Raw genomic sequence first — 18,120 nt, 5'->3', positions numbered from 1 at the left:
TAATCAGTCACTCAAGCGGAGATTCGTATGGCCGAGGTACATGAAGCGAACGAAGCGAACGCGTCGCAGGTAAGCGGTGTGCATCAACATGCCGCGCGTGTCATTGCGGATGACGCCGAGGCGATTGCCGTCGCCCATGAACTGGCTGTGCGTCTCGCCAGGGACGCCGCTCAGCGTGATCGCGAACGCCGCTTGCCGCACGAGGAAATTGAATGGTTTTCGCAATCGGGCCTGTGGGCGATCACCGTGCCGAAGGCGTATGGCGGCGCGGGCGTGTCCTTCGTGACGCTGACGGAAGTGATCAAGATCGTTGCAGCAGCAGATCCGTCGCTCGGACAGTTGCCGCAAAACCACTTCGGTCTGGTAGATGTGATTTCGCTGACAGGGACCGAAGAACAGAAGCGCTATTTCTTTGCGCAGATAGTGAGCGGCAAGCGCTTCGGTAACGGCTTTTCGGAAAAGGGCACAAAACACGTACTGGATCTGAAGACGCGCGTGCGGCGTGACGGTGACGAGTACGTGGTCGACGGCACCAAGTTCTACTCGACGGGGGCGTTGTTTGCGCACTTCGTGCCGGTGCTGGGCCTCGATGACGAGCGTAAAGGCTGGCTCGCGTATATACCGAAGGGCACGCCGGGTCTGAATGTGATCGACGACTGGTCGGGCTTTGGGCAACGCACGACGGCGAGCGGTACGGTCGTGCTCGAGGGCGTGCGCGTGCCTGCGTCGCATGTGTTCCCTGCGCATCGCGTGTCCGATTTCCCCACCTTGAACGGACCCGTTTCGCAGATCATTCAGGCGGCGATCGACGCAGGTATCGCACAGGCCGCGGTGAACGACACGCTGACGTTCGTGCGCACGCGCTCGCGGCCGTGGATCGATAGCAATGTCGAGCGCGCCGGCGACGATCCGCTGACCGTGCGCGAAATCGGCCACCTGCATATTCAGTTGCACGCCGCCGAGGCGCTGCTGGAACGCGCCGCACGGACACTCGACGCGATCGCCGCCAAGGGCGACACCAGCGAGGACGATGTGGCGCTAGCTTCCGTCGCAGTCGGCGAGGCCAAAGTCCTGACCACGGAAATCGCACTACTGGCGAGCGAAAAGCTGTTCGAGCTCGCAGGCACGCAGTCCACCTTGAGCGAACACAATCTGGATCGCCACTGGCGCAATGCGCGCACGCATACCTTGCATGATCCGGTGCGCTGGAAATATCACCTTGTCGGCAACTACTATCTGAACGGCGTCAAACCGGCCCGGCATGCGTGGAACTGATGCTATGAATGCCTTGACAGAACCGGCGGCGCGTAGCGAAGCAAGGCGGATTGCCAACGACGAAGAAGCGCTGCACGTCGCGCGCCAGTTAGCGCGGGACTTCGCCCGCGAAGCGTCGCAGCGTGACCGTGAGCGCCGCTTGCCGCATGCGGAAATCGAAGCCTACTCGTCGAGCGGTCTTTGGGGCATTGCTGTGCCACGCGAATTTGGTGGACCCCAGGTGTCGTTTGCGACGCTGGCCGAGGTAACCGCAATCATCTCCGAAGCCGATCCTGCAATAGGCCAGATTCCGCAAAATCACTTCTATATGCTGGACGTGTTGCGGGTTAACGGCACGCGCGAACAGCAGGCGTTTTATTTCGAACGGGCGCTTGCGGGCGAACGATTTGGCAATGCGCTGTCTGAGCGCGGCACCCGAACCGTCGCTGATTACCGCACCACGTTGACACCGGACGGCAACGGCTTTCGCATCAACGGGACGAAGTTCTATTCGACGGGTGCGCTGTTTGCGCAGTGGATTCCCATTGTCGCGAAGGCTTCCGACAATACGCTGCATGTGGCATTTGCGAGCGCGCAGACGCCAGGCTTGTCCGTGGTGGATGACTGGTCGGGCTTTGGCCAGCGGACCACGGGTAGCGGCACGACCACGCTCGATAACGTTTATGTGGAAGCCGCCGCGGTCGTGCCGTATAGCGCGGCGTTCAATGCGAAGCCCACGACGGTGGGCCCGGTCGGTCAATTGATTCACGCCGCAGTGGATCTTGGCATTGCGCGTGCCGCGTTCGCCGATGCACGGCGCTTCGTTCGCGAGCGGTCGCGTCCGTGGATCGACAGCGGCGTGGAACGCGCAAGCGACGATCCGCTGACGATCGAATTGTTCGGCAAGCTCGCGTTGCAACTCAATGCCGCGGACGCGCTGGTTGAGCGCGCAGGACGCAAGGTGGACCTCGCGGCTCAGGAGTCGAATGAGCAGACCGTTGCTGCCGCATCGATTGCGGTGGCGCAGGCGCGTGCTGCCACAACGGAAATAGCGTTGCAGGCCTCGACGCGTCTAATCGAACTGGCGGGCACGCAGTCCACGTTGAGCGAGCACAACCTCGACCGCCACTGGCGCAATGCCCGCACGCATACGCTGCATGATCCGGTGCGCTGGAAATACATCGCCGTCGGCAACTACTTTCTGAACGACGTGCTGCCACCGCGTCACGGCGCCATTTAGGGCGCTCGCCGCTTCCTTTTTGCATCAACCTAACTGGATCCGATTATGGCCAGACAGATCCGTCTAAACGCGTTCGACATGAATTGCGTTGGGCATCAGTCGCCGGGCTTGTGGGCGCATCCGCGTGACACATCGTGGCGATACAAGCACCTCGATTACTGGACCGATCTTGCGAAGCTGCTCGAGCGCGGCAAGTTCGATGGCCTGTTCATCGCGGATGTGCTCGGCATTTACGATGTCTTCAAGGGCAACGGCGAAGCGGCGATCCGCCAGGCGGCGCAGGTGCCCGTCAACGATCCGGTCCTGCTCGTTTCGGCGATGGCGAATGTCACCCAGCATCTCGGCTTTGGCGTGACGTGCTCGCTTTCGTACGAGCACCCGTATCCGTTTGCGCGGCGCATGTCGACGCTCGATCATCTGACCAACGGGCGCGTGGGCTGGAACATCGTGACGTCGTATCTGGATAGCGCGGCGCGCAATGTCGGTTTGCCGAGCCAGGCGAACCACGACGAACGCTATGCGCTCGCCGAAGAATATCTGGACGTTTGCTACAAGTTATGGGAGTCGTCATGGGAAGACGACGCCGTTGTGCGCGATGGCGAACGACAGGTCTTTACCGAGCCGTCGAAGGTGCATCCCATCGAGCATCACGGCAAGTACTTCGACGTGCCGGGCATCCACCTTTGCGAGCCTTCTGTGCAGCGTACGCCGGTGCTGTACCAGGCGGGCGCATCGAAGCGAGGGAAGGACTTCGCCGCGCAGCACGCCGAGTGCATTTTCATCGCGGCGCCGTCGCGCACCATTCTCAAGCAGTTCGTCGCGGATATTCGCGCTCGCGTGAAGTCATTCGGCCGCGATCCGCATGACGTGCTGATTTTCAATCTGCATACGGTGATTACCGGAAAGACCTCCGCCGAGGCCCATGCAAAACATGCGGATTATCGGCGCTATGCAAGCGACGAGGGAGCGCTCGCGTTGATGTCGGGCTGGACAGGCATCGACCTGTCGAAGTACGAACTGGACGAGCCGCTGCGTCACGTCGAGAGCAACGCGGTGCAATCCGCGGTGGAGGCTCTATCGAGCGCCGATCCCACGCGCGTATGGACCGTGCGCGAGATTGCGAAGTGGGGCGGCATTGGCGGACTTGGACCGTTGTCGGTGGGTGATCCGCAGGAGATTGCCGACGAGTTGCAGTCGTGGGTCGAAGAGACCGACGTCGACGGTTTCAATCTCGCCTATGCACTGACGCACGAAACGTTTAGCGATTTCGTCGATCTCGTCGTGCCGGAATTGCAGCGCCGCGGCGTGTACAAGACCGAGTATTCGAACGGTTCGCTCCGCGAAAAATTGCATGGCAAGGGGGCGCGTCTTGCGGAACCGCATCCTGGCGCGCGCTATCGGGCTCGACATACGGCGCACGCCGAATGAGTTTGCATTCACCCATCACTACGTTAACCGGTTTGCAGGAGACCTCCGATGAAATCGATTTTTAGTCACACGTTGCGCGCGCGACGCATGGCTGTTGCATTGACGTTGTTCTCCGCGGCGGCGATGCTGGGCGTTGGTCAGCCGACGCACGCCGCGCCGCTCAAGGGCGCACCTGCACCGTTCGACAAGGGCGGCGTGAAGATTGCGTTGGTCAACTATCTTTCGGAGGGCGATTTCTTCCAGGCCTATGAGGCCGGCGCGCAGAAGCAGGCCAAGGCGCTTGGGATCGACCTGCGCATTTACGAGGGGCGGCAGGATGCTGCCGAACAACGCGAGCAGATTCAGCAGGCGATCAGCCTTGGCGTGTCGGCGATCATCGTGAATCATGGCTTGCCGGAATCGCTTAAGGACGTGGTGCAGCGAGCGTTGGATAAAGGCATCAAGGTGGTTGCATTTGACGTCGACCTGAACAACCCGAAGGTGCCGCAGATCGAGCAGAGCGATCATGACCTTGCGACGCTGCTGTTGAATCAGGCGGTCAAGGATAACGGCGACGCGTTCTCCGCCGGCTATGTCTATGTGGCGGGCTTTGCGCCGCTGGACCGGCGCGATGCCGTGTGGCGCGAGTTCAAGAGTGCGCATCCACAGGTGCAGGAGAAGGCGCGCTTTGGGACGGTGAACAATCCGATTGCGCAATCGGTCGCGAACCAGGCCGCGGCGGCGTACCGTGCGCATCCTGACATTCGTGTGGTCTTTGCGCCTTACGATGAATTTGCACGCGGCGCGAAGCTGGCAGCGGATGAAGCGAAACTAGGATCAAAGGTTCGCATTTACAGTGCCGATATCTCGACTGCGGATATAGAGGCGATTCGCGCGCCTAATAGTGCGTGGGTAGCGACCGCTGCGACTAATCCCGCGGTGGTTGGCGCTGTTTCTGTGCGGGCCGCGGCTTTGGCAGTGGCGGGTGAGGGGCTTGCGCATCATATCGTGGTCAAGCCTACGCTTATTACGCGTGACGATCTCGTGAAGAACGACATCAAGACTGTCACGGAGCTGGGGGCCAGGTTTCCGGCGTTCAGGTCTAGCGATGCGGCGAGTGCTGCCTGGATTCCTGTGGCGGAATGAAGGTAACGCTATTTTCTTTGTCTTGATGAGGGGCGCCAGTGCAGAAGCTTGCCGGGGCCCGCTATGACAGCCGGGCGGCCCTCATACAGACTTCGATCCGTTGCTGAGCCGAGGAACTGCCTGTCGTTCATCGGCGGCACGCGTCCCAGCCCGGCCCGGCCCGGCTAACTGCCCTGATAGATGTCGCAAGACAAGCCCACGACACAAGCGCCGCCATTCCTCGCGCGTCCGCTTGCGGTCGATCCGCTGTACTGCGGTCCGCGGGAGTCGTTGCCGCTCATGGAGCCGGAAGACTGCGCCATCGGCGGCTGAGACAGCGTTGAGTTCGCCCCCTGACTGGTATTGCCGGCCGGCTGCGAAAATGCAACGCCCGATCCGGCAAAGAGCGCCGTTGCGACGAGTACTGAAGCAAGAGAGACTTTCATTTTCCACCTCGATTAAAAGAACGGTTCTGATTAGTCGATCACGATGACCAATAGAATCGCGCAGATTGAACTGCTGATTTCAAGTGCCCCATTGGTTCCCCGTTAGTGCCACATCAGTGCCGCAATTCGCTATTGCGTGTCGATTGTTAGAAGGAGAGCATTGGCATGCAGGAAGTTACTGCCTGGCATCCTGCTGCGCATACGTCGACTCCCAACCGCCGCCGAGTGCCTTGCATAACGTGATGAGATTCGTCGCCGCGTTCGCCGTGCTGCGCTCCAGATTGCTTTGCGCGTCGAGCAGCTGCTTCTGCACATTGAGCACGTCGAGAAAGTCGACCGCTCCCGCTTTATATCGTTGCCGCGCAATCGAAAGCGCACTCTGATTCAGACGTACGACCTGTTGCAGGCGCTCGTTGCGCCGCTGTTCGGCGTCGTAGAGAACCAGCGCATCGTCGACTTCGCGCCACGCGGCCAGCACCGTGCGCTTGTAGACGATTGCGGCTTCCTGCTGTTGCGCCTCGCGCAAATGAAGTGTTCCTTTCAGGCGGCCGCCTTCGAAGATGGGAAGCGTGATCGACGGTCCGATAACAAACTGTCCCGATGCCCAGTCCGCGAGATTCGAAAGCTGAAGGCTCTGAAATCCCGCGCTGCCGTTCAGCGATATGCGTGGATAGAAATCGGCTTTCGCCATTCCAATCGCAGCGGTGGCGGCGTGCAACTGCGCCTCGGCTCTTCTGATGTCGGGCCGCCGTTGCACGACTTCCGATGCGAAGCCGATAGGCACATTGTTCGGAAGCTTCGGAACAGCGCCTCGCGCGCTCAAGGTTTGCTGTAGTTCGCCAGGCTGCATTCCGAGCAATAAGCCAATTGAGTTGATGGTCGTCTCGCAGTTGGCTTCAAGAGTCGGAATCAGGCTTTCAATCGACGCCGCCTGGGCGGCCGCATTCGCGACGTCCAGATTCGTCGTGACGCCTTCACGCACGCGCGTTTCCGTGAGCTTCGTGGCATCGCGTGCTATTTCAAGGTTCTGCTGGGCTATTTCAAGCAGAGCCTGAGTGTCGCGCAACTGCACATAGTCGCGAGCCAATTCGGCCCGCGCGGACAGGAGCACAAAGTTGCGGTCCTCATATGATGCGTTACTCACCGCCGTCGCGGCTTCGACACCGCGTCGTACGCGTCCCCAGAAATCGAGTTCCCACGATGCATCGAAGCCGAACTGATAGAGGTCATAAGCGGGCGAGCCTTTGTCGCCTGGCAATGGGGCCACGCCGGTAGGCGACGCGCCCGAGGCCGATTGGCTTTGGCTTCCTGTCGGCGTCACGCCGAGCAAAGACAGAATGCCGTTTATGCTGCCTCGCTCGCGGTTATACGATGCGGCGGCGCTCACGGTCGGGTACTCGTCGGCGCCGACAATACGTTGCTGCGCACGGCTTTGGCGCAAGCGGGCCGACGCGGCTGCCACGTCGAGATTCGCATCGGTGAGGCGTTGCTCCAGCGAGTCCAGCGTGGGATCGTTGAGCAGCTTCCACCAGTCCGAATCAAAGCCGGCTTCGATCGCGCGGCTTGGTGCCTGTGCGGATTGCGTGCGACTGAATACATCGGGCACAGCGGTCTGCGGGCGTTCGAAATTGGGGCCCACCATACATGCACTGAGCAACATGCCAAGCAGCGTCGCGAGCACCGGTGTACGGATTGAACACAGATTCGCGTTCATTTTGGGTCCGCTCCGCTGATCGACACTTCGGCGGGCTTGCCGACATCGACTTCCGTTTCGACAGAGAGGCCCACGCTCAATGCAGATGCAGCCTGTTGCCCCGGGTCGATGCTGATCTTGACAGGCACACGCTGAACGACCTTCGTGAAGTTACCCGTAGCATTCTCCGGCGCAATGGGCGCGAAGCTCACGCCGGTAGCAGGCGCAAGACTGTCGACGTGGCCTCGGATCACGACGCCTGGAAAGCTGTCCACCTTAATACGCACGCGTGCGCCGGGCCGCATTCTCGCGAGCTGGTTTTCCTGGAAGTTAGCCACGACGTATGCGTCCGATAGCGGAACGATGGCGACAAGCGGGGCGCCCGGCGTAACAAATGCGCCCACACGCGCGGAACGTCTGCCGATCTTGCCGTCGACCGGTGCGCGAATCTCCGTATACGACAGGTTGAGCTTTGCCTGCTGGAGCGTGGCTTCGCTATGCGCTAACGCGCCGGCCGCCTTGTCGCGCTGTGCACGCAAAACGTCGAGGTTCTGCTCGGTCGCGACAAGCACTGCCTGATTGCGCGATTGCTGCGCCAGTTGCTCGGCTAATGCGCTGGAAGAACGCTGCTGCTCTTGCGTCGTTCCGGCGCCGGCTTCCGAAAGATTGCTGTAACGCGCGGCGTTTGCTCGCGCAAACTGGATCTCCGCTTCGTCGGAGCGAAGCGTGGCTCGCGCCTGCGCGACGAGCGCGGGGTGACGCGCGATTTCGGCGTCATAGTTAACGACCGATGCTTTCGCCGCAGCGACGTCCGCTTCGGCGCTCATCAGCGCGGCGCGAAAATCGCGGTCGTCGATGCGTGCGATCAGTTGCCCCGTCTTCACCTGCTGATTGTCCGCGACAGGTACTTCGGAAAGCTGGCCGGGGATACGCGCTGCGAGTAGCGTGAAATCGGCCGTGACATAGGCGTCGTTGGTCGACTCGCTATTGGGCGTCGCGAGCAGCCATAGGCAGGCGACACCAATGGCGCAAGCTACTGACACATACGCTATGAGGCGAAGCGTTTTGTTGGAAGGGCGGGTGAGAACGGACATATCTATTGTCGTTTAGCGTGAAGATGGCGGCGTGGTGCTCCAGGGCGGATAAATGCGCGTGGGTAACACCGGAACAAGAAAAAGCAGGGCGACGGCAATGCACGCCATCACGCGATACAGATCAGCGGATGTCAGCACGATTGCCTGCTCGTGAATGCGCTGCGCGAGTGCGCCGAAACCGTGATTTGCATCGACGCTTTGAGTCGTGATCAACGCGTTATTGCCAAGCCGGTCCACGAGCATGCTCGAGTGAAAGTGCTGGCGCGCAGTACCGAGCCCTTCAATGAGACCGGTGGCCGCCACGCCGGCGAAAACTTTTAGCGTGTTGAACATCGCGGAAGCAAGCGGGCCTTCTGTTGGCGGCAAGCCTCCGGTTACGCCCATCAGGATCGAGAGGATCACCATTGGTTGCGCGGCAATCTGCAACGACTGCAGCCAATAAAAGTTGTCGCGAATCCACTCGGAAGTCATGTAGCTTCCCAGGAAGCATGTGGTAGCCATGAGTGAAAGTCCGATCGCGATGACCCATCTGCGATCCACGCGCTGCATGTTCAGCAGCGCGGCAGTCAGAGGCAGCGCAATCAATAGCGGAATCGCGACCAGCAGCGCGAGCGGTGCGGTTTGCAGCGGCCTGTATCCGTGTACTTTCGCAAGGTATTGCGCGGGAATGACGGCTACGCCGGTCAGCAGGATCACCGCGCCCGCGAGTGTAATCAGGCCGTGTGTGAAGTTTCTGCGGCGTAGTAGTTGAAGGCCGAAGAACGGCGAGGGATGAAACCACTCGTTGATGAGAAACGCGGCCAGCAACAGCGTTCCTCCACCGAGCATGACGCGAATGAAGCCGGAATTCAGCCAGTCGAGGCGGTCGCCTTGCAATAAACCAATCACGAGCATGGCGATAGCGGGAAAGCCGGTGACGAAGCCGGTCCAGTTGAACGACTTGAAGCGTTCTGTCTTCGAGGATTCGTCGGGCAGTCCTTGCTGTATCGCTACGCAGCTAATCAGGCCGAGCGGTACGATTTGCCAGAATGCCATTCGCCAGTCGACGTACTCGGTCCACAGAGCCGCGAGCGGCGTTGCCAGCGATGGTCCAAAGGTTGCGGTCAGCGCGTAGCCGGCAAGGCCGTATAACTTGATCTTCGGCGGAAGGTAGCGCAGCGCCGCGATGATCAACATGGGAGGCAGGCAGCCGCCGGCTATTCCCTGCAGCACACGCAGCGCATAAAGCGCCGGGAGGTTCGGTGCAAACGGGCAAAGAACACCGATAAGCATCGCGGCTATTACGGCGCCCAGCGTGAACCGCTTCAGCGTGAGCGTTATCGCGAACCAGGGCGCGAAGACCATCGTGGCGACATTCGCGGCCTCGAAGAGGGCGGTCAGCCAGCTTCCGTCATCGTGTCCGATTGAAAGCGCACCGCGAATGTCGGTCATCGCCACTGCGGTGACCTGCTCGTTAAGTATTGCCAACAAAGACGCGAGAAGCATCCCGACGAGACCCGTCGCAAGACGAGGCGACAACTCCGCTGCCGCGGACTTAGGAGGAAGCGGGCTCTCTGTCTCGCGGACGACACTCGGTGACGACGCATCTGCTACGTCCGATGTTGCCGTTCCCGCGTTCCATGGCGTAGCGATGGTCATATGAGTGCGCGAATCGAGTAAGGTTGAATAAGGCTATGAATCGGACGTTGATTCATTCTAGGAGATCGCCTTGCTCTTCGAAGACAACAGAGCTGGCGCAGTTGGCCATTTCGTTCGCAAATCAGGCCACGGCTCGGCCTGGCACAATGACAATGTGCGTCCATCGCAATAGTCTTTTGTTTCCCGGACGCTGCTTTACTGTCTATGCGGAAGGTTGCACGTCCGCAAAGTACTGAGGCGCTTCGCGACGATCGAACATGCCGTACTCGCGCACCACGCGGATATGCCGCAGACGCACGTCTTCCGGCAATGCAGCCTTGCGTTCGAAAGATTCGGCGGCGGCGTGATCGCGCCAGGTCAGCACAGTGATCACATCGCCGGGCGCCATTAGCGCGTCGAATATGTCCCACGCCACGAGGCCCGCTGCCGCTGTCGCTGTTGTTGCATCAAATCCGAGCGACCTTGCCACGGCTTCTGCGCCGGCCTCTTTGGCCCACTCGGGCGCGCGCTGCGCATCGAGCAGTGTCACCGCAGTACCCGCGCCCGCCTCGGTGACATCGAGCCGTTGCTCGAGCAGAACTTCTCCTTCGGGCACGCGTGTATCGGCCACAGTCTGGCCGATGCGCAGCCGATAGTCGGCAAACACACGATCGCGCGCCGCCTGTTGTATCTGATGATGCTTCGTCGTGGTGCGCCAGCGAACCAGCGACTTCTCGTCGCGCCAGCTCGATAGGGAAAGAAGCCATCCCTCGCGCGTCAGGCTGGCGTAGCGGGCGTTGTCGATAAAGCCGACGATCTTCTCGAGTTCCGGGCGCAGCATCTTTGCCATGCCGAGGTAAAGGTCGAACTGTTCAGGTAGCGGATTGACTTCGAGCATTGCAGAAAACATAACGGACTCTTCCTTTGCTTGGCGATACGATAAGTGGCGAGTTGATTGTCCGCGACGCGTGGGAATTGCAGAAGCCGGAATGGCTCGCGTATCGGGCCAATAACGTGGAGAAATTTGCCAGCGCCGCGAAAAGCTTCATCACCGTTTTCATGCGGCGAACAAGTGTTTTTCCTGCCGCGCAACAGAGTGCCTTTGATTCGCGACGAGCATCATGAAAACTCGCTTTGCAGTCACCCGGAAGAGTAAGAAGCGGGCCAATTTGAGTCGAATTCAGGCCAATGCGGGATTCGGGCTATTACGGCGCCTACAATCGCGGTGTAGACGTGAGCGTTACCGCATGGGAAGTCGGAATGGACAAATTGCGCGAGATGGAAGTCTTTGTTGCCATCGTGGATCGTGGGAGCTTCACGAGCGCGTCGGAGAAACTCGGCATGTCGACGCCCGCGGTTTCTCGCGCGCTCAATTCACTCGAAGCCCGTCTCGGCACGCAACTGCTCGCGCGAACCACGCGGACAATACGGCCGACCGACGCAGGTCTCGGCTATCTCGACGCTTGCCGCAAAGTGCTGGACGCGATCACCGAGGCCGACGCCAATGTCGCCGCCGATCATCTGAATCCCGTTGGCACACTGACTGTTTCCGCGCCGGTGATGTTTGGTCAGCGCTTTATCGCGCCGCTCATCAATGCGTTTGCGCTGCGCTATCCGGAAGTCACCGTCAACGCCATCTATGTCGACCGCACCACGCGGCTACTGGAAGAAGGCGTGGATATCGCCGTTCGCATCGGCCATCTTGGAGATTCGTCGATATTCGCTATTCCGTTGGGGTTTGTGCGGCGTCGGACCTACGCCGCGCCTGCGTATCTCGCGGCGCATGGCGAGCCGCGTCATCCAAAAGATCTCGCCGATCATCAATGTGTGTCGTTCACGGGCGTCTCTCATCCGCTCGAGTGGGTGTTCGATGGCAACGGTACGAGAATGCCGGTTCGAATCCAGCCGCGAATGATCGTCGACCTGACTGCGGCTGCCGTTCTGGCGGCACTCGATTGCGTGGGATTGACGCAATTGTTGTCCTATCAGGCAGCTCAAGAGGTACAGGACGGCAAACTCAAGCCTATTCTGACGGCATTCGAGCCGGAGCCCACACCAGTGAGTCTCTTGCATATCGAACGGCGAGGCGCGAGCGGGAAGGTCCGCGCTTTTGTCGACTTCGTGACGGAGAGCCTGCGCAGCAATCCGCATCTTCAATCCGAAGACGCAACGGCGACGTAAAGTTCGCGGTAAGCACGCACGAGTAATTCGAGGCTATAGGCACGATTCAGGCCACTCGGATTTGGCAGCACCCACGCACGCGCACCACCGAAAGGTTCTTGCTGAAGTCCCCATTGAAGCTCGCGTTTGCCGGACATAGCGGATAGCGCCATCTTCCCGAGAAAGGCAATGTAGCGTGGCGCATAGCGTTTGATCTTTTGCTCGAACGCAGCCGCGCCTGCTTCGATTTCCGCTCGCGATAGCTGGTCGGCGCGTGCGGTTGGGCGCGATACTGCTGTAGTGAGACCGCATCCATACTGAAGGAAGCTGCGGTCGTCTTCAGGCCGAATCTGTTGCGGAGAAAAACCCGCGAGATGAACGGCACGCCAGAACCGGTTGTTTCTGCCCTCGAAATGATGGCCGGTCGTTGCCGCACGCACGCCAGGATTGATACCGCAAAAGACCAGCGACAAACCCGGCTCGAGAACATCCGGAAGAGAAGGGGCCAACTCTTCAGGAATCACAACTGCGGCGAAAGCTGAGATGCGGCGTGCTGATCGGCGCCGCTATAGGTCCGCGGCGGTGCGCTTACTGTGCCGCGAAATCTTTGGCGGTATTGTTTCGGCGTAACGTTCAGTCTTCGGGTGAACGTGGTCCGCATTTGCGTGGCGCTGTGAAAGCCGCATTGAAACGCGACGGTTTTCAACGGAGCGTCCGAGTCTTCAAGCAGTTTCCTCGCAGTGTCCACGCGAACCTGCTCGACGAACGCCGACGGTGTGACCTTTGCATACTTGGCGAAGAGCCGCGAGAAGGTGCGCCGGCTTACCGAAACAGCGCCTGCCAGTTGTTCGATCGACAATGCGTCGGTGATATGTTCGGTGACATAGCGGTGCACCTTGCCGATGATCGGGTTTTCCTCCTTGCCTGCACCAATGTAGGGGCTGTACTGCGACTGGCCGCCTTCTCGCTGGATATAGACAACCAGACGTTTGGCAACGCGTACCGCCATCTCGTGTCCCCAGTCTTCCGCCACTAACGACAAACACAGGTCGATGCCCGCCGTCACACCGGCAGAGGTGAAAAGACGACCGTCACGAATGAAGATCCTGTCGGGCTGTACTCGAGCAAGAGGGAAGTTGTCCGCGAGGCGCCTTGCATCGGCCCAATGGGTCGTTACCTGCTTGCCGTCGATCAAGCCAGCATGTCCAAGCACGAATGCACCGTTGCAAACGGAGCCGAAGCGCGCCGCTCCGCGTGCCTGGTTTTGCAGCCAGGTCAGCAATTCGTTCGGTGGATTGCAGTCAGGCAACCGGGGCCCGCCTGCCACCAGTACGAGGTCGAACTGAGTGACGGAGTCCGCATAGCCATAAGGAACGGCAAGCTGCATGCCGTTTGAACACGTGACCGTGCCGGCTTTGCTACCGACGAGCGACACTTCATATCGCTGATGCTCGGGAAGGTTTGCATTCGCTTCAGCGAATACATCGAGTGGGCCTGCTACATCCAGTGCTTGCGCACCTTCGAATATGACAATGGCGACTTTCATGCCGTGACCTTCATCGAGTAAGAGCACGCTCGCCTTGACGGTGCAGACCGTGTTTTCGTGGGAATTCCATGCATTGCGATAAGCCGCGGCAACGAGCGAGCGCCTAGCTTACCCCAATGATGGCGCGGCCCGCCCGTCACAAGTGGTAAATGACTTTTTCGCTGGCGTAAAGAGAGAAGCGCCTCGCCTGCGCGTGGGAACGCCTCTTTTTGCAAGGTGGCGCAAATCCCGCATCGAATGGCCTGACATCGCGCGATCTACGCAGTCGCACATGGGCCGCATTGATTAGACTTCGTTTGAAGAATCGTTCGTTCTGGGTTGGGTGCACTGGCGGAGAAATGGCGCATGCGTGTCGCAATGATGCTGTATGCAGGCTTTCAACTGCTCGAGGTGAGCGGGCCGATGGATGTATTCGAGGAAGCAAACCGCGTATGCGGTGAACGGTTCTATGTACAGCATGTCATTGGCCCGACACTCGGGCCGGTCATGTGCTCGAACGGGACCGCGGTACGGACGACCGAATCGCTGCGCGATTCACGGACATCGTTTGATATCGTCATCGTGCCCGGCTCTCCGGCGGTTGGCTCGGCGCGTGAGCATCGGGAACTGGTGAACTGGCTCGGCGGCGTGGATCGTACTGCGACAAAGATCGCGTGCATATCCAACGGTGCGTTTCTGCTGGCGCGTGCCGGTCTCGCCGATCATCGCTCATTGACTATTCGCGAGTGCGACGCACATCGTCTCGCGAGGGACTTTCCATTGGTGCACGTCGTGCCAGATGCGGGTTGGCTGAAAGACGGCAATCTCTATTCTTCTGACGGCGTGAGCGCCGGTGTTGGCCTCGCGCTGGCTCTGGTCGAAGAAGATCTGGGCGTGGATGTGGCGCATTGCATTGCGGAGACATTGCTGGCTCACACGTTCGACGAAGACCGCGTCAAAGACCGCGTGGCCCGAAAGCGAACTCTTTTGGCCTGTGACGCAAATGCATCCCCGCGCAGCAGGTCCCGATAGTTGGCAGAATCAATTCATCCTCGCAATTCTTCCAGATGCACACCAAGGAAGTGCTAAATGGACTGCACCGGTATGGAGATCCCGCCGCAGTAATGGTCCATGAACTGGCGCCGAACATACGCTGTTCTCGAATTGAACGGGATATTCCCCAATCGCGGCCGCTGATGCCCTCAGCGCCGGTTTCCATACGAGTCAGCCGTGACCCAGAATCCACAAATAGCTTCGCAAGTTTGTCCAGACCCGACACATGAAGGCGAACTGATGTCGGGCGCCGACATCATTCTGCGTGTACTCGCGGAACAGGGCGTCGACACACTATTCGGCTATAGCGGCGGCGCGATCCTGCCGACTTACGACGCGGTGTTTCGATTCAATGAAGCGTGCGCGTCGCATCCCGAGCGCCAAATCAGATTCATCGTGCCGGCCAATGAACAGGCGGCCGGCTTCATGGCCGCCGGCTACGCGCGAGCGAGCGGAAAAGTGGGCGTATTCATGGTCACGTCCGGACCTGGCGCGACGAACGCCGTGACACCCATTGCGGACTGCAATGGCGATTCGATTCCTGTTGTACTGATATGCGGGCAAGTGCCGCGCGCCGCGATCGGCAGCGATGCTTTTCAGGAAGCGCCGGTCTTCAACATCATGTCGGCCTGCTCCAAACAGGTGTTCCTGGTGACCGACGCAACGAAACTCGAGCAGACCCTGCGAAGCGCATTCGAGATTGCACGCACCGGACGTCCCGGTCCCGTTGTCGTCGACGTGCCAAAGGACATTCAGAACTGGATGGGCGTTTATCAGGGCAAAGGCACGTTGCAGTTTCGCGGCTATTCCGATCGCCTGCGCATGGTCGCGAAAGGCAGCGATCTCGGCGAGGACAAACGCGCGCGTTTCTTCGATCTTCTGCGGCAGAGCGAACGTCCGCTGTTATACGTCGGCGGCGGTGTCATCGCAGCGGGCGCAGCAGCCGAGCTGCGCGCGTTCTCGGAGCGTTACAGGATCCCGGTAGTGACGACGCTAATGGGTCTCGGCGCCATACCGGCAAAACACGAATTGTCGCTTGGCATGCTCGGCATGCACGGCGCCGCGTGCGCGAATTATGCAGTCGAAGATTGCGACTTTCTGATTGCCGTGGGTTCCCGATTCGACGATCGCGTCGCCGGTGGCCGCCCGGATGCATTTGCCGCCGGCGCACGTTACGTCGCGCATATCGACATCGACGAGGCTGAGATCAACAAAGTGAAGCGTACGCACTGGAGCCACGTGGGCGATGCGAAGCACGCGTTGCGTTCGTTGATGGAGCACGGTGCAGGTGTGCAATCGCCTGCCGGATGGCTCGAACGAGTGGTGGAACTCAAGCAGCGCCACGGCATGAACTACGACAGGCGCAGTCCGCTGATTCAGCCGCAATTCGTCGTCGAGAAACTCAGCGAAATTACTCAGGGGAGAGCCATTATCAGTACGGGCGTCGGCCAGCATCAAATGTGGACGGCGCAATTCTTCGAGTTCATCGAGCCTCGCAGCTTTCTGACGTCAGGCAGCATGGGAACCATGGGCTTCGGATTGCCCGCGGCTATTGGCGCACAACTGGCGCGGCCGGATGCGCTGGTAATCGACATCGACGGTGACGGCAGTATCCGGATGAATGCGGGCGAACTGGAAACAGCGAGCACGTATGGCGTCCCCGTCAAGGTGCTGCTGCTCAACAATCGCGGTGACGGGATGATCAGGCAGTGGCAGCGTCTCTTTTACGAGGGCCGGACGTTTGTCAGCGACAAGTCGCTTCATCAGAAGGACTTTGTGATGGCGGCGCGCGCCGACGGATTCAAATTTGCCTGCCGCGTCGAAGCGATAAGCGAACTCGAGGACAAACTGAAGTCATTCGTGAAGTTCGAAGGACCCGCCTTTCTCGAAGTGATGATCGATGAGAACGCCGACGTGTTCCCGATGGTGGGGCCAGGCCAAAGCTACTCGGAGATGATCACGGGGCCTTTCATCCCTTCGCGTCGCACGCCAGAAGCTGGAGATCAGGGCGCAGTGCGTTTGAACGCTGCGGACATGTTCTGACCATGCCTTCTTCTATCGCCATGATCGATATCGACCGGATTTATAAAGCCCTTGCGAATCCCTTTCGGCGGGACATTCTCGAATGGTTGAAGACGCCTGCCAAAGTATTCGAGCAGGGCCATTTCGATTTCAGTCATGGCGTACCGCCGAATCTGATTCATGCGCAAAGCGGTCTATCGCAGTCGACCGTCTCGGCCCACATCGCAACACTCGTCGCGGCCCGGCTTCTTGTTGCGACGCGGGCAGGGCAGTGGACTTTCCTGTCGCGCAATGAAGAAGTGATCCTCGCGTTTGCCACGCAGGTGAGTGACAACTTGTCAGCATCGCGCCCGCGTAGAGCTTCGTCGAAATAGTCGGGCATGCCGCGCAAATCATCCTATGCTGAAAGTCCGGCAGCCGCCGGAAGACATTTGCACAAACTCCTGGAGGTGTCGTCATGAATGAGCCTTCCGATTTCCAGCTCAAAAGAATAGCGCTCAGTCACGGCGGCGGCCATATGCCCGCAGTCGGATTTGGCACGTTGATTGCCGATGCAGCCGTCACGACAAGCGCCACGACCGCTGCGCTAAAAGTTGGATATCGGCACCTTGATTGTGCCGAGCGATACCGCAATGAGCGCGAGGTGGGCACGGCTTTACAGGCCGCGCTGTCGGCACGAGAGCTTTCGCGAGAAGACATCTTCGTCACGACGAAACTGTGGAATTCCAATCACCGGCCCGAGCGCGTCGAACCTGCGTTCAATGCGAGTCTGGACAGACTCGGGCTCGATTATCTGGACCTTTACCTGATTCATACGCCGTTCGCGTTTCAACCTGGCGACGAGCAGGACCCGCGAGACGAGCATGGAGCCATTCTCTATGATCGCCGTGTGACTTTACTCGACACGTGGCGGGCCTTGGAAGATCTCGTCGACCGTAAAAGATGCCGCGCGATCGGCCTTTCCGACATTGGTCTGAATGAGCTCGAGCCGCTGTATGAAGCTGCGCGAATCAAGCCGGCGGTCGTTCAGGTCGAGGCTCATCCTTATCTTCCGGAAAGAGAACTTCTGGAGTTCTGCCAAAAGAACGACATCGTCTTTCTGGCGTTTGCGCCATTGGGGCATGGCATAAGGCCCGGACCACTCGAAGATCCGGTTGTCTTGCGGATTGCCGAGCGAGTTGGAAAGACGCCTGCGCAAGTGCTGATCGCATGGGCAGTGCAGCGCGGCACCGCTGTATTGACGACACCCAAGACTGACGCGCGTGCGCGTGAAAACTTCGACATTGCGCCGCTGCCCGATGACGCTTTCGACGCGATCAATGACATTCAGACAAGGCAGCGCTTCAATGAAGTCGTGAAGACCGGCAATCCTGGGTTTATTCCGCGATCGCAGCTTTGATGCGTTGGCCGGGGTCATGGGTTCCGCTTTCCCCGGATACGAGTCCATCCGAACGTATTACATGAACACACGAGCGCACGATGCG

General features: G+C 59.6%; 17 protein-coding genes. 11 read left to right on the top strand and 6 right to left on the bottom strand.

Annotated elements, in window-relative coordinates; genetic code table 11:
* The first annotated feature begins 27 nt into the window (after positions 1-27).
* The 5 genes from CUJ91_RS10715 (at position 28) to CUJ91_RS35100 (ending at position 5,359) form a co-directional block, all read left to right on the top strand.
* Positions 28-1,275 carry an SfnB family sulfur acquisition oxidoreductase gene (locus tag CUJ91_RS10715; protein ID WP_244230931.1) on the top strand — a complete coding sequence of 416 codons (1,248 nt, stop codon included), beginning with the start codon at positions 28-30 and terminating at the stop codon, positions 1,273-1,275.
* Positions 1,276-1,279: 4 nt separating this feature from the next.
* Positions 1,280-2,494, top strand: a complete 1,215-nt coding sequence (locus tag CUJ91_RS10710; RefSeq protein WP_114156200.1) for an SfnB family sulfur acquisition oxidoreductase — start codon at positions 1,280-1,282, stop codon at positions 2,492-2,494.
* A 45-nt stretch (positions 2,495-2,539) separates the two neighbouring features.
* Positions 2,540-3,922, top strand: coding sequence for an LLM class flavin-dependent oxidoreductase (locus tag CUJ91_RS10705; protein ID WP_114156199.1), 1,383 nt, complete (start codon positions 2,540-2,542; stop codon positions 3,920-3,922).
* A gap of 48 nt (positions 3,923-3,970) precedes the next feature.
* A complete protein-coding gene (locus tag CUJ91_RS10700; protein ID WP_029970784.1) occupies positions 3,971-5,047 on the top strand; it encodes a substrate-binding domain-containing protein in 1,077 nt (358 codons plus the stop codon).
* Between the two features lie 180 nt (positions 5,048-5,227).
* Positions 5,228-5,359, top strand: coding sequence for a hypothetical protein (locus CUJ91_RS35100; RefSeq protein WP_279635383.1), 132 nt, complete (start codon positions 5,228-5,230; stop codon positions 5,357-5,359).
* 288 nt (positions 5,360-5,647) lie between these two features.
* Here CUJ91_RS35100 and CUJ91_RS10695 read toward each other — a convergent pair whose 3' ends face one another.
* The 4 genes from CUJ91_RS10695 to CUJ91_RS10680 all read right to left on the bottom strand — a co-directional run bounded on the left by CUJ91_RS10695 (position 5,648) and on the right by CUJ91_RS10680 (position 10,786).
* Complete coding sequence (locus tag CUJ91_RS10695) at positions 5,648-7,186, bottom strand: efflux transporter outer membrane subunit (protein ID WP_114156198.1); 1,539 nt, start codon at positions 7,184-7,186, stop codon at positions 5,648-5,650.
* The gene (locus CUJ91_RS10690) at positions 7,183-8,259 is read right to left on the bottom strand and encodes an HlyD family secretion protein (protein WP_114156197.1); all 1,077 of its coding nucleotides are present in this window, start codon (positions 8,257-8,259) and stop codon (positions 7,183-7,185) included. The genes CUJ91_RS10695 and CUJ91_RS10690 overlap by 4 nt, the downstream gene beginning before the upstream one ends.
* A 12-nt stretch (positions 8,260-8,271) precedes the next feature.
* Positions 8,272-9,744, bottom strand: a complete 1,473-nt coding sequence (locus tag CUJ91_RS10685; protein ID WP_114156196.1) for an MFS transporter — start codon at positions 9,742-9,744, stop codon at positions 8,272-8,274.
* A gap of 355 nt (positions 9,745-10,099) precedes the next feature.
* On the bottom strand, positions 10,100-10,786 hold the full coding sequence (locus tag CUJ91_RS10680; protein WP_114156195.1) for an antibiotic biosynthesis monooxygenase family protein: 687 nt from the start codon (positions 10,784-10,786) through the stop codon (positions 10,100-10,102).
* Between the two features lie 14 nt (positions 10,787-10,800).
* Here CUJ91_RS10680 and CUJ91_RS33990 point away from each other — a divergent pair, with 14 nt between their 5' ends.
* Entirely contained in the window at positions 10,801-11,001 is a 201-nt protein-coding gene (locus CUJ91_RS33990) for a hypothetical protein (RefSeq protein WP_153067626.1), read from the top strand.
* 135 nt (positions 11,002-11,136) lie between these two features.
* Complete coding sequence (locus CUJ91_RS10675; protein WP_044021990.1) at positions 11,137-12,057, top strand: LysR family transcriptional regulator; 921 nt, start codon at positions 11,137-11,139, stop codon at positions 12,055-12,057.
* Here the strand turns inward: CUJ91_RS10675 and mug are convergent.
* Together mug and CUJ91_RS10665 are read right to left on the bottom strand one after the other, a co-directional pair.
* Positions 12,030-12,560, bottom strand: coding sequence for a G/U mismatch-specific DNA glycosylase (mug, locus tag CUJ91_RS10670; RefSeq protein WP_244230930.1), 531 nt, complete (start codon positions 12,558-12,560; stop codon positions 12,030-12,032). The two genes, CUJ91_RS10675 and mug, sit on opposite strands and share 28 nt — an antisense overlap.
* Entirely contained in the window at positions 12,557-13,582 is a 1,026-nt protein-coding gene (locus CUJ91_RS10665) for a GlxA family transcriptional regulator (protein ID WP_006052655.1), read from the bottom strand. Before CUJ91_RS10665 ends, mug begins: the two co-directional genes overlap by 4 nt.
* Before the next feature lie 345 nt (positions 13,583-13,927).
* On the opposite strand from CUJ91_RS10665, the gene CUJ91_RS10660 reads away from it, so the two are divergent.
* The 4 genes from CUJ91_RS10660 (at position 13,928) to CUJ91_RS10645 (ending at position 18,035) form a co-directional block, all read left to right on the top strand.
* Complete coding sequence (locus tag CUJ91_RS10660) at positions 13,928-14,593, top strand: AraC family transcriptional regulator (RefSeq protein WP_114156193.1); 666 nt, start codon at positions 13,928-13,930, stop codon at positions 14,591-14,593.
* Between the two features lie 198 nt (positions 14,594-14,791).
* Positions 14,792-16,657 carry a biosynthetic-type acetolactate synthase large subunit gene (gene ilvB, locus CUJ91_RS10655; RefSeq protein ID WP_374710136.1) on the top strand — a complete coding sequence of 622 codons (1,866 nt, stop codon included), beginning with the start codon at positions 14,792-14,794 and terminating at the stop codon, positions 16,655-16,657.
* Positions 16,658-16,677: 20 nt separating this feature from the next.
* A complete protein-coding gene (locus CUJ91_RS10650) occupies positions 16,678-17,010 on the top strand; it encodes an ArsR/SmtB family transcription factor (protein WP_114156716.1) in 333 nt (110 codons plus the stop codon).
* Positions 17,011-17,093: 83 nt separating this feature from the next.
* Entirely contained in the window at positions 17,094-18,035 is a 942-nt protein-coding gene (locus tag CUJ91_RS10645; RefSeq protein ID WP_114156191.1) for an aldo/keto reductase, read from the top strand.
* The last annotated feature ends 85 nt before the right edge of the window (positions 18,036-18,120 follow it).

The organism is Paraburkholderia graminis (assembly GCF_003330785.1).
Classification (GTDB): Bacteria; Pseudomonadota; Gammaproteobacteria; order Burkholderiales; family Burkholderiaceae; genus Paraburkholderia; species Paraburkholderia graminis.
This window is presented reverse-complemented; position numbering and strand designations above follow the sequence as displayed.

Excerpts from the sequence above, each read along its gene's own strand:
- CUJ91_RS10715 (WP_244230931.1), top strand. The coding sequence starts at position 28 with ATGGCCGAGGTACATGAAGCGAACGAAGCGAACGCGTCGCAGGTAAGC.
- CUJ91_RS10710 (WP_114156200.1), top strand. The coding sequence starts at position 1,280 with ATGAATGCCTTGACAGAACCGGCGGCGCGTAGCGAAGCAAGGCGGATT.
- CUJ91_RS10705 (WP_114156199.1), top strand. The coding sequence starts at position 2,540 with ATGGCCAGACAGATCCGTCTAAACGCGTTCGACATGAATTGCGTTGGG.
- CUJ91_RS10700 (WP_029970784.1), top strand. The coding sequence starts at position 3,971 with ATGAAATCGATTTTTAGTCACACGTTGCGCGCGCGACGCATGGCTGTT.
- CUJ91_RS35100 (WP_279635383.1), top strand. The coding sequence starts at position 5,228 with ATGTCGCAAGACAAGCCCACGACACAAGCGCCGCCATTCCTCGCGCGT.
- CUJ91_RS10695 (WP_114156198.1), bottom strand. The coding sequence starts at position 7,186 with ATGAACGCGAATCTGTGTTCAATCCGTACACCGGTGCTCGCGACGCTG.
- CUJ91_RS10690 (WP_114156197.1), bottom strand. The coding sequence starts at position 8,259 with ATGTCCGTTCTCACCCGCCCTTCCAACAAAACGCTTCGCCTCATAGCG.
- CUJ91_RS10685 (WP_114156196.1), bottom strand. The coding sequence starts at position 9,744 with ATGCTTCTCGCGTCTTTGTTGGCAATACTTAACGAGCAGGTCACCGCA.
- CUJ91_RS10680 (WP_114156195.1), bottom strand. The coding sequence starts at position 10,786 with ATGTTTTCTGCAATGCTCGAAGTCAATCCGCTACCTGAACAGTTCGAC.
- CUJ91_RS10675 (WP_044021990.1), top strand. The coding sequence starts at position 11,137 with ATGGACAAATTGCGCGAGATGGAAGTCTTTGTTGCCATCGTGGATCGT.
- CUJ91_RS10665 (WP_006052655.1), bottom strand. The coding sequence starts at position 13,582 with ATGAAAGTCGCCATTGTCATATTCGAAGGTGCGCAAGCACTGGATGTA.
- CUJ91_RS10660 (WP_114156193.1), top strand. The coding sequence starts at position 13,928 with ATGCGTGTCGCAATGATGCTGTATGCAGGCTTTCAACTGCTCGAGGTG.
- CUJ91_RS10650 (WP_114156716.1), top strand. The coding sequence starts at position 16,678 with ATGATCGATATCGACCGGATTTATAAAGCCCTTGCGAATCCCTTTCGG.
- CUJ91_RS10645 (WP_114156191.1), top strand. The coding sequence starts at position 17,094 with ATGAATGAGCCTTCCGATTTCCAGCTCAAAAGAATAGCGCTCAGTCAC.